Origin of the sequence: Stagnihabitans lacustris (assembly GCF_025950525.1) — a bacterium.
Taxonomy (GTDB): domain Bacteria; phylum Pseudomonadota; class Alphaproteobacteria; order Rhodobacterales; family Rhodobacteraceae; genus Stagnihabitans.
This window is the reverse complement of the sequence record NZ_JAPDGS010000002.1, coordinates 258086-267500: the sequence shown is the minus strand read 5'-3', so window position 1 is coordinate 267500 and position 9415 is coordinate 258086. Positions and strand designations below refer to the sequence as shown.

Annotated in this window: 12 protein-coding genes; 2 read left to right on the top strand and 10 right to left on the bottom strand. The window is 65.7% G+C overall.

All coding sequences use genetic code 11. The annotated features are described in order from the left end of the window. Positions 1–3: 3 nt before the first annotated feature. From NX862_RS05885 to NX862_RS05870, 4 genes are read right to left on the bottom strand one after another with little or no spacing between them, the layout of a single operon-like run. Entirely contained in the window at positions 4–1038 is a 1035-nt protein-coding gene (locus NX862_RS05885; RefSeq protein WP_264492953.1) for a hypothetical protein, read from the bottom strand. Next, entirely contained in the window at positions 1038–1781 is a 744-nt protein-coding gene (mtgA, locus tag NX862_RS05880) for a monofunctional biosynthetic peptidoglycan transglycosylase (protein WP_264492952.1), read from the bottom strand. The genes NX862_RS05885 and mtgA overlap by 1 nt, the downstream gene beginning before the upstream one ends. 30 nt (positions 1782–1811) lie before the next feature. Further along, positions 1812–2498 (bottom strand): copper homeostasis protein CutC, encoded by a 687-nt coding sequence (locus tag NX862_RS05875; RefSeq protein WP_264492951.1) that lies wholly within the window; start codon positions 2496–2498, stop codon positions 1812–1814. A gap of 7 nt (positions 2499–2505) precedes the next feature. Further along, the gene (locus NX862_RS05870) at positions 2506–3360 is read right to left on the bottom strand and encodes an ROK family protein (protein ID WP_264492950.1); all 855 of its coding nucleotides are present in this window, start codon (positions 3358–3360) and stop codon (positions 2506–2508) included. Between the two features lie 127 nt (positions 3361–3487). Between NX862_RS05870 and pyrF the strand changes: the two genes are divergently transcribed. Both pyrF and NX862_RS05860 read left to right on the top strand, forming a co-directional pair. Next, positions 3488–4201, top strand: coding sequence for an orotidine-5'-phosphate decarboxylase (pyrF, locus tag NX862_RS05865; protein ID WP_264492949.1), 714 nt, complete (start codon positions 3488–3490; stop codon positions 4199–4201). Positions 4202–4824: 623 nt separating this feature from the next. Continuing rightward, complete coding sequence (locus tag NX862_RS05860) at positions 4825–5259, top strand: hypothetical protein (RefSeq protein WP_264492948.1); 435 nt, start codon at positions 4825–4827, stop codon at positions 5257–5259. Here NX862_RS05860 and NX862_RS05855 read toward each other — a convergent pair. The 6 genes from NX862_RS05855 to NX862_RS05830 form a co-directional block, all read right to left on the bottom strand. Beyond that, the gene (locus tag NX862_RS05855; RefSeq protein WP_264492947.1) at positions 5249–5725 is read right to left on the bottom strand and encodes an NUDIX hydrolase; all 477 of its coding nucleotides are present in this window, start codon (positions 5723–5725) and stop codon (positions 5249–5251) included. The two genes, NX862_RS05860 and NX862_RS05855, sit on opposite strands and share 11 nt — an antisense overlap. Continuing rightward, the gene (locus NX862_RS05850) at positions 5722–6351 is read right to left on the bottom strand and encodes a glutathione S-transferase family protein (protein WP_264492946.1); all 630 of its coding nucleotides are present in this window, start codon (positions 6349–6351) and stop codon (positions 5722–5724) included. The genes NX862_RS05855 and NX862_RS05850 overlap by 4 nt, the downstream gene beginning before the upstream one ends. A 75-nt stretch (positions 6352–6426) precedes the next feature. After that, positions 6427–6702, bottom strand: coding sequence for an NfeD family protein (locus NX862_RS05845; protein ID WP_264492945.1), 276 nt, complete (start codon positions 6700–6702; stop codon positions 6427–6429). Between the two features lie 68 nt (positions 6703–6770). Then, positions 6771–7211, bottom strand: a complete 441-nt coding sequence (locus tag NX862_RS05840; protein WP_264492944.1) for a hypothetical protein — start codon at positions 7209–7211, stop codon at positions 6771–6773. Beyond that, complete coding sequence (locus NX862_RS05835; protein ID WP_264492943.1) at positions 7208–8071, bottom strand: SPFH domain-containing protein; 864 nt, start codon at positions 8069–8071, stop codon at positions 7208–7210. Before NX862_RS05835 ends, NX862_RS05840 begins: the two co-directional genes overlap by 4 nt. 99 nt (positions 8072–8170) lie before the next feature. Next, positions 8171–9334: a polysaccharide pyruvyl transferase family protein gene (locus NX862_RS05830; RefSeq protein ID WP_264492942.1), complete on the bottom strand. Its 1164-nt coding sequence runs from the start codon at positions 9332–9334 to the stop codon at positions 8171–8173. Positions 9335–9415: the final 81 nt, after the last annotated feature.

Below are 9415 nucleotides of genomic sequence, written 5' to 3'. Positions count from 1 at the left end.
AAGTCAGGGCGCGAAGAGTTGCGGATGGCTCCGCTTCATCCCGGCGACCAGGTTAGAAAACGCCGACGTCCTGTCGAGCCATTCCAGAAGGGCCCAATCGGCCGGCTTATGGCGCATGTTCCAAAGCTCGGTCTCCTGGTGTGAGACGAAGCGAGAAGCCATCCAGTATGCGCCCCGGGGCCAGGCCTGCCCGCCGAAGATTTCCCGCAGCGACAGGACAAGGCTCGCATCCACGGCGGGTTCGGGGCCCAGACGGATGCCCGCGCGGGACAGAAGCGTTTCGGGCGTGTCGTCCCCGGTGAAGACCAGGCGGTCGGCGATGGCGAAACCCCAGGGCTGATCGGGCCTCAGGATGGGGGCGAGGAACTCGCCATGGGCGTAAAACTGGTCCTGAAGGCGGTGCCCCTTCCGGTCATCGAGGCTGCGGATGCTGCCCCGGACCAGTTGCGCGGCAAAAAGCGCCTTGGGCGCAAGAGCATGCTCCTCCAGCCAGAGGTCCGGCAGCCGCCGATCGTCACGCAGCGCAAGTATGCAGGGCGCCTCTGCCCGGTCGGGGTCGAGCGCCTTGCAGTCCGCATCCGGCGCGCGGCGCCAGATCAGGCCATCTTGGTGGCCGCGCAGCCAGGCCACGTCCGGCCCGGCCAGAAGCTGCAGGCAAAGGCTCGGACATTCGCCCTCCCACCGCTCCGCGACCTCGATCCCCACGGAATGCGGGATATCAAGCGGGGCGATCCCGGCTTCGACGGGGGGCGGCAGGACCAGCCGCCGGGCCGCGACGACTTCGGCCCAGGTCCAGAGCCAGAGGCCCCCCAGCGCGCCAAGCGTTAGGGCCGCGCCCGCCCAAGGCCGCCCGCGACGGGACAAAAAGACCCAAGGGGCGCCAAGCAGCCAGAGCCACCAGAGATTGGCCAAGGCGAGCCAGACCGGCCAGAAAAGGCCATAGCTGAGGACGCTGCTCACGGCCACCAACAGAAAGACCGAAGCCCCCAGCGCACCAATGCACAGACGGATCAGCCACGTCCACCACCAGCGCGGCATCAATCGACCGTTTCGAAACAGGCCGCCCGCCCGTCCGCGGCAATTGTCTCGGCGCCGGACATGATCTGCGCCGCGCGGCCCCGGACATATTTCCCCGGGTCGGCGGCGTTGTATTCCTTGGGGTTGGGTAGGACGGCGGCCAGCCTTGCCGCCTGTTTCGGCGTCAGGCTGGCGGCGTCGGTGTCGAAAAGCTCGCGCGCGGCGGCGCCGACGCCAAAGACGCCCTCCGCCATTTCGGCATTGTTCAGATAGACTTCCAGGATGCGTTGCTTGGACCAGACGAGTTCGACCACCGGGGTCAAGATCGCCTCCATCGCCTTGCGGGTATAGCTGCGCCCCTGCCAAAGGAAGACGTTCTTGACCACCTGTTGGGAAATCGTGCTGGCGCCGCGTTTTTGGCCGTCCGCGATGGCCGCGCGGATTTGCTGGATGTCAAAGCCCCAATGCAGGCAGAAATTGGCATCCTCGGCGGCGACGACCGACCGGGCCATTTCGGGGGCGATCTGATCGAAGGCGACCCAGTCGCGCTCGATCCCGCCCAGGCGGATGGCCTCTTGCCACTGATAGATGTTGCGCGGCGGCGGCACGAAGGAAAACAGCACGATCAGGAAAAGGTAAAAGGCCGCCACCCCCAGCACCGCCCGCCCCACAAGCCGCAGCGCCCAGCGCCACAGCGGCCGGGGCGGGTCCAATACAAGCTGTGGGGCCTCATCGGCCTTGGGTTTCGGTTTGCGCGCCGCCATGGGTTGAAGAACCACGCCGCCTTGCGTCGGTCAAGCGATCAGCGCCTTCAGCGCCGCCACTTTCGCCCGGTCGGTGCGCTTTTCATGGCCGGTCTGATAGCCGAAATAGGCCAGCCGCGGGTCCTGGGCCAGGGGGCTGGCGCAAGACGCATGGACCTCGGTCACGCCAAGCCCGGCCAGCAGCGGCCAGGTCTGAACCGAAACACCCGAGCCCGGCATGATGGAAATCCGCCCCGCCGCGACCTCGATCATCTGCGACAGGCGTTCCAGCCCCTCGGCAGCGGTGCGCGCCCCGCCCGAGGTCAGGATGCGGCTGAAGCCAAGGCCGATGGCGTCCTCGACCGCCTCGGCGACATCGGGACACAGGTCGATGCAGCGGTGAAGCGACAGGTCCATGCCGGCGGCGGCGGCGGTCATTTCCTCCAGTGCCAGCAGGTCCAGGCTGAAATCGGGCCGCGAGGCCCCCAGCACCACGCCGGGCAACCCGCAATCACGGGCGGCGCGGATGTCATCGCAGATCGCCGCCAGCTCGTCCGGGCCAAAGCAGAAATCCCCCGACCGCGGGCGGATGATCGGATAGCAGGGCACGCCGCAATCCACCGCCATCCGCATCAACCCGGGCGAGGGCGTCAGCCCCCCCAGCCCCAGGGCGGAACACAGCTCGACCCGGTCAGCCCCCCCCGCCAAGGCCTCGATCAGGCCCAGGGCATCATCCACGCAGACCTCAAGCAGCGCCAAATTCCACCTCTCCTGCATAGGCGGCGCCGATCAGCCCCGCATCCGGCCCCGCCTCGGCCACCACGACAAGCGGCTGGTCCAGGCGTCGCAAGATCCGCGCCCGGACCGCCCGATCCAGCGCCGCAATCAGCGCCCGGTCATTGGACAGGCCACCCCCCACCGGCACGACCGAGGCGCCCACCACATTGACAACCATGGCCAATTGCCCCGCCACCAAGTCCAGCCACAGGTTCACCGCCGGCATCGGCCGCCCGCCCCGCCAGCGCCTTATGACCTCGACCGAGCCGATGATCTCGCCGGTCAGATGTTCGTGCAACCGCTCCAGCCCCCGGGCGCTGCCCACCGTGTCCAGACAGCCGGTCTGGCCGCAGCCGCAGGCCAGCGCCGGCGCGCGGATCACCGGCCCATGGCCCCATTCGCCGGCAAAACCGCCCGCGCCCTGCACAAGGCGGCCGTCGATCACCAGGCCTCCGCCAACGCCAGAGCCCAGAATGATGCCAAAGACATTGCGATGCCCCCGCGCCGCCCCCTGCGCCACTTCGGCCAGGACAAAGCAATCGGCATCGTTCAGCACTAGGACCCGGCGCCCCAGCGCCGCAGCCAGGTCCGGCGCAAGCCTGCGCCCGTCGATGCAGGGGATATTGGCCACCTTGATCGCCTGGGTCCCCGGATCGACCACACCGGCAATTGATATGGCCAGCGCGCGGTCCTGTGGGGTCAGAAACCCCGCGATGGCCGCGACAAAGGCCCCAACCTCTGCGGGGGTCGTGACCTCTCCCAAGGCCTGCCCGCCGCGCGCGGCCCTGATGCGCGATCCGCCGATGTCGAATGAAAGTCCCATGGCCGGACCCTATGCAAGGGGCCTGTGCTTGACAAGGCAGGGCCTGCCAGGGCGGGCGTTGAAAGGGCGAGAGGGCTTGACAGGGGGCGGGGGCTTGTCCATCCCCCGGAAAACCCCGGAGGACCTCATGGACGACCGACTGATCCTGGCTTGCGATGTCGATAACGTGGTGCAAGGGCTGGCTTTGGCCGACCGGCTGGGCGACACGGTCAACTTCTGGAAGATCGGGCTGGGGATGCTGACCGGCGGCGGGCTGGCCCTGGCCAACGAGCTGAAGCACGAACGCGGCAAGCGGGTGTTTTTGGACATGAAGTTCTTTGACATCGGCGCCACGGTGGAAAAGGCGGTGCGCGGGATTGCGCAGTATGACCTGGATTTCCTGACCGTGCATGGCGATCCGCAGGTGGTGCGGGCGGCGGCCGAGGGGCGGGCGGGCTCGGGGCTGAAGATCCTGGCGGTGACGGTGCTGACCTCTTTGGACCGGGCGGATCTGGATGCGAACTTGATCAAGCCCGGCGACCTGGGCCAGATCACGCTGGAACGCGCCGCCCGCGCGCTGGAGGCCGGGGCGGATGGCGTTATCGCCTCGCCACAAGAGGCGGCCGCGATCCGGGCCCTGCCCCAGGCCACGGGCAAGCTGATCGTGACGCCGGGGGTGCGCCCGGCCGGGGCGGCAAGCGGGGATCAAAAGCGCATCGCGACGCCGGCCGCGGCGATTGCGGCGGGGGCGGATCACATCGTGGTAGGGCGGCCGATCTGGGCCTCTCCCGACCCCGCGGCGGCGGCGCGCGCGATCCTGGCAGAGCTGGCCTCTCCGCAGGCTTTGCAGCCGAACCGCTGAGGCCGACCGAGGGGCCGCGACCCCGCGGAGGTTGGCGCCTATGGGGCTTTGCCTAGGCTTGCGCCCCATGGGCCAGGCCGCCCTTTCGCGGGGCAAGCCCCCTGCAAGGCGGCTTGCCATGGGACTGGCCGGGGGTGGCCCCTGCGGTCCGATCTCGGCTTGCCATCCGAAAACCCTGGTGGAGGGGAGAGAGCGGACCGCTTCGGAACATCCCCCCGTCTGGAGGCCGAGGCGGTATCTGGCAGCCTGGGGCATTGTCCGCGCCGGGATGCGGGTGGCAAGGTCCTGACGCAAGCGGGTTTGTTCGGCGTGACGGGCTGGAGCGCGACGGGCTGGGGTGCAACGGGCTGGGGTGCGACGGGCTGGGGCCAGCTAGAACAGCACCCCGCTGGATTGGGTCTTTGGCAGGCCTGGGCCGCGCCCCGGGGTAGCCTGTCTTCCGTCGCAGCAAAGTCCCGCCAACCGGAACCCGGTGCCGCGCAGGTCCCAGGGTCCAGACATCCGCCAAAATCCCAACCTTGTCAGACCCTTCCCCCGTGCCATCAGCAGTTCCAGGGGGAGCCCCCTCCGCCCTTGCGAGCGCGCCAGCCGCTGGCTAAGCTCTGCCCATTCAGGAGGCTTTCATGCGCACAATCATTTTGTCCCTCGTCGTTCTTGCCCCCTTGCTGGCCGCCCCGGCCCGCGCCGAGGCTCCAACCACCGAGATCACCAGCGACTTCGTGGGGATCGGCTATACGCTTTCGACCGGGGGCGAAGTTCAGGTCTATGCCGCCCCGCGCGAGATGGGCGGCAAACTGGCAATCTGCGGCTTTGTCCTCTTCCTGAAGGCCACCGCCACGACCCGCACGATCGAGCGGCGCGGCACCGCCAGCATCGGCTTTTGGCTGGGTCCGTCGCCGATCCATGTGCAAACCGACCTTTTCAAGCGCTATAAATCCGAAGAGGAAATCGCAGCCTCCCCCAAAGCCGGTTGTGCAGCCACGAATACCACCTGGGACCCCACCTATTCCAAGGCCCCGCTCAAGCTGGAAATGACCAACGGCACGATCAGCTATTGATCCCCCTGGTCAGCGGCCAGCCGCTTTCGCGCAGGGCCATGGCCAGGCGGTCTTGCAGCGGCGGGATGCCCCGGGGATGGGCCAGGAAATCCGCCACAGCCATCATCTTCCAGAACTGCCCCTCGTCGCCAAAGCGGATTGCCTCCACCTCTGCCTCGGTGATGCGGCCCAAAAAGAACCAGCCGCGGCGCCCGACCTCTGACATCGAGGGCAGCGACCAGCCATGCTCCAGTCGGGCAGGATCGAAGCGCAGGCCGAATTCCTCTTCCAACTCGCGCAGGACGCAGGCCTGAGGGCTTTCCTGCCCCTCTCGGCCGCCGCCGGGCAGGTCCCAATGCGCGGCCCAGGGCAGGCCCGGCAGGTCGTCGCGCAGATAGGTCAACAGCGCGTCGCCACAGATCAAGGCCAGCTTGGCCCCGTGGAAATCGGTGCTTTCCGACGTCACGAGGGCCAGCCGCGCGCTCATCCGAAGTTCCGGTGATAGGCGGCGCGCAGGGCGGGAAGCTTGGCCGCCTCTTCGGCGGCGCGCCACAGATGCGGGGTTTCGGCCTGAAACCACTCTTCCTTGGGGCGCCAATGGACCATGCAGGCCAGGAAAATGTCGATCGCCGTCAGCTGATCGCCCAGGAACCAGGGGCCGCCGCGCCGCGCCGCCTCTGCCTCCATCACCTTCCACATCGCCTTGCGGTGTTCGATGACATTGACCTGATAGGCCTCGCCGCCATTGCCCTTCACAAAACGTTCGGGCGTGTCGGAATAGACAAAAGACGGATAGATCGAGGCCACCAGAAAGATCAGCCAGCGGTAAAAGCTGGCGCGGTGTTTGGTGCGCGCCTTGGGCACCAGAAGGTCGGATTTCGCAAGATCGGCCAGGACCAGGGTGATGGCCGCGCTTTCCGTCATGACCTCGCCATCCGGCAAGACCAAAGTCGGCACCTGAATCAAGGGGTTGACCCGCCCCAAGGCCGCCCGCGCCACCGGGTCCTGATGGATGTTCCCCGCCCGCACCAGATCATGCGGCAGATCATACAGCGCCAATTGCAGCTCGACGATGGCAGACCCCCAGCCGGGATTTTCATAAAGCCTGATCATGCGGACCTCCGGGAATCACAGGAACACCCTAGGAACACGGGGTTTCCGGATGGTTAACCCCCACGTGTTTCGATCCTATCGGTCGTTGATATCCTCGGTCCAGACCTTGACCTGGCCCTTGGTCACGCCGACCGACCGGCGCAGCCCGATCCAGGCGGCCAAAGAGACCACCGCCCAAACCAGCGCCAGAGCCGCGACATTGGCGGGCGCCAGCCCCACGAGGATCAAGAGCCCGGTGACGACGGCCCCCAGCGCAAAACCCAGAAAGACGAAGCCCGGCACAACGACCTCCAGGATCGCCAGCGCGAGGCCTGCGACGACCCAAACCCACCAGATGGTCCACAGCTCCATGACGGTCTCCCTTTTCCCAAAGATGGCCCCTTCCCCCCGGGCTTGCAAGGGCCGCCCACCCAGGGGCCTTATTCGTAGACGAACTTCCCGATCCGCATGGGGCCGAAGAGCGTGATCCCTTCGTCCTCGGTCCGCATCAGGCCTTGGGTTTTCACATAGAACACCGAACGGGCCGCCGTGAAGTCGATCTGCGCGACAAGCCGGGGATCAGGCGTGAATGGCAAAAGCCGCAAGAACAGCGCCGCGTCGAAGGCAAGCCCCGGAAAATCCTCGCGGCCATAGACTTCGAAATCCCCTGGCTCGATGCGGCCACCAGCGAAGGTTTTCTGAAAGACTGACCGAAAGTCCCCGTCTTTGCCATCGACCTCATCCGGCGCGACTTGATCGTCGAGCGGCCGCTCGAAGGCGGACCGGAAGGCGCGGCCTGCGAAGTCGATGTCAAATCGGGCGATGACCTCGTCCGAGGACAGGAGGCGCGAGGAACCAAGATAGAGGTTTGCAAGGATCACCGCCCCTTGAGCATCCCGAACGCATTCGCAAAGGCGTCAAGCGCGGCGGCCGGCACGATCACCACCTGTTTGCCTGCACCCTGCCCCACAGCGGTCAGCGCCTCGACCTGCTTCAATGCGACCTGGTATTGCGCGGCCTCGATGCCGTTGTCCTTGATCGCACCCGCGATGACGCCCGTCGCATAGGCCTCGGCGTCGGCCAGCACGCGGCGGGCCTTGGCGCTTTGTTCGGCGGCATACAATTCCGCGTCGGCGTTCAGCTCGACGGAGCGCTTCTTGCCCTCGGCCTCGGTGACTTGCGCCCGGCGCGCGCGTTCGGCGTTCAGCTGCTGCAGCATGGCGTGGCGGGTGGCGTCGTCCAGAGCGACGTCCAGGATCTCGGCCCGCGTCACCTCGATACCCCATTCGTCGACCATCGCCTTGACGTGTTCGCGAATGTTGGCGGTCAGGGCGTTGCGGTTGGATTGCACCGCGTCCAGCTCCATCTTGCCGATTTCCGACCGCACGATCCCGGCCACGGTCGTGGCAATCGCCGCATCGACATCCTTGATCCGGTAGACGGTCTTTTCCGGCTCTGTCACGCGGTAAAACACCGAAGTTTCCACCTTAAGCAACACGTTATCCGTGGTGATCGCGTCCTGATGCGCGGTGGGCAACTGGCGTTCCAGGATCGAGACCCGATGCGCCACGACATCCAGAAACGGCACGGTAAAGTTGATCCCGGCGCCCAGGACGGCGTGCAAACGGCCGAACCGTTCGACCACGAATTTCTGGCTTTGCGGCACGATCCGCACGGCCTTGAACAGCGCAATGACGATCAGCGCGGCAAGCGCAAGAAAGACGATTTGTCCGCCAGTCATGAATACCTCCATCAAAGTTTGGAGCCATCCTGCACCCATCGGCGCCTTGGTGCAACCGCATGACAGGGGCGATGCGCCGCCCCCGTCAGGTGACTTTGGTCAGGCCGCTTCGGGACCCTTGGCGATGGCCAACAGGTAATCGGCCGGCTTCAGCCCGGCTTCGAAGAGGAAGCGGACGTAGCGCGCGCATTTGCCCGCGCGATGCGCGTCATAGGCGGCGCCGTCGAACTGGATCAGGCTGCGCAGCTTGGACCGGGTCAGCGGCTGTTTCAGCTCGGCGGCGCGCAGGAAGGGCACGCCGGTTTCGCGGCACATTTCCTCGGTCCGCGTGTCGATGGTGACGGTGCAGGCCATCCGCTCGGCCTGGATCGCCAGCTGGGCGCCGTGAAAGCGCGGGCCGATCAAAAGGTCGTGACGGCGCAGGTCATCCATCCAGGCGGGGACGTCATAATAGGACCGCGCATAGGTGTGGCACCAGTCCTTGAACTGATCCAGCGTGTAATGCGGCACGGTGTGCTTGCGGATCTTTTCCAGATCCTCGGGCTCCATCGCGTCAAACAACCCGCGCGAGATCTTGATCATGTTGCCCATCGACTGGACGATATACATCCCGGGGAAAAGCGGGTCCATCATCAGGCCGATCAATTGCTGTTCGATCTCGCGGGTTTCACGCCAGGCCTCGTGGCCCCCGGCGACCGCGATGCGCTGCGGCAATTCCTTCGATTCCCAATTCGCCTGAATCCGGCGGCCCAGATCGGGACGCGGATTGATGAAATGCGAGGGGCAGCCATTGGCCACGGTTTCTTCGCCGGTCAGCTTGAAGATCTGCTCGGAGGTATAGGGCCCGCGGGTGTAGATGTTCTGGATACCAAAACGTTTTCCGTTGGCGATCAAGACGTCCAGCCAGGCGCGGGTGCCCTCGGTCAGCTCGACATCCGAGTCGAACTCCTTGGCCTGGGCGCCAAGTCCGATGGCAATGATCGGCTTGTTCACCTGAGCCAGGTTCTTGGCCAGCCCGCCCAAATCGGTGTGCTTGCCCAATTGGTTGGCGCAGGGAATGACGACGACATCGACATTGTCATTCACGATTTGCGGTTTGACATGCCAGGGATAGTAATTGAAATCTGCGTCGATCTGCGACTTGACCGCATGGACAAAGGCCAGGTTGCCGTTGTTGTGGCCGATCTTGCGATATAGCGTGTCGAAATCGTCATTCGAGTAAAGACCCGTATCTTTGCTTTCCCACAAAAGTCCGATTTTCACGAAGAATCCCCTACCTGCCGCACGCCATTTTTGGACCTGCGCATCCTTCACGGATTGTCTTGGGTCGTCAAGGGCCGGGGA

Bases quoted from the DNA above. Each gene is read 5' to 3' on its own strand.
- NX862_RS05885 (WP_264492953.1), bottom strand. From the start codon at position 1,038: ATGCCGCGCTGGTGGTGGACGTGGCTGATCCGTCTGTGCATTGGTGCG.
- mtgA (WP_264492952.1), bottom strand. From the start codon at position 1,781: ATGGCGGCGCGCAAACCGAAACCCAAGGCCGATGAGGCCCCACAGCTT.
- NX862_RS05870 (WP_264492950.1), bottom strand. From the start codon at position 3,360: ATGGGACTTTCATTCGACATCGGCGGATCGCGCATCAGGGCCGCGCGC.
- pyrF (WP_264492949.1), top strand. From the start codon at position 3,488: ATGGACGACCGACTGATCCTGGCTTGCGATGTCGATAACGTGGTGCAA.
- NX862_RS05860 (WP_264492948.1), top strand. From the start codon at position 4,825: ATGCGCACAATCATTTTGTCCCTCGTCGTTCTTGCCCCCTTGCTGGCC.
- NX862_RS05855 (WP_264492947.1), bottom strand. From the start codon at position 5,725: ATGAGCGCGCGGCTGGCCCTCGTGACGTCGGAAAGCACCGATTTCCAC.
- NX862_RS05850 (WP_264492946.1), bottom strand. From the start codon at position 6,351: ATGATCAGGCTTTATGAAAATCCCGGCTGGGGGTCTGCCATCGTCGAG.
- NX862_RS05845 (WP_264492945.1), bottom strand. From the start codon at position 6,702: ATGGAGCTGTGGACCATCTGGTGGGTTTGGGTCGTCGCAGGCCTCGCG.
- NX862_RS05835 (WP_264492943.1), bottom strand. From the start codon at position 8,071: ATGACTGGCGGACAAATCGTCTTTCTTGCGCTTGCCGCGCTGATCGTC.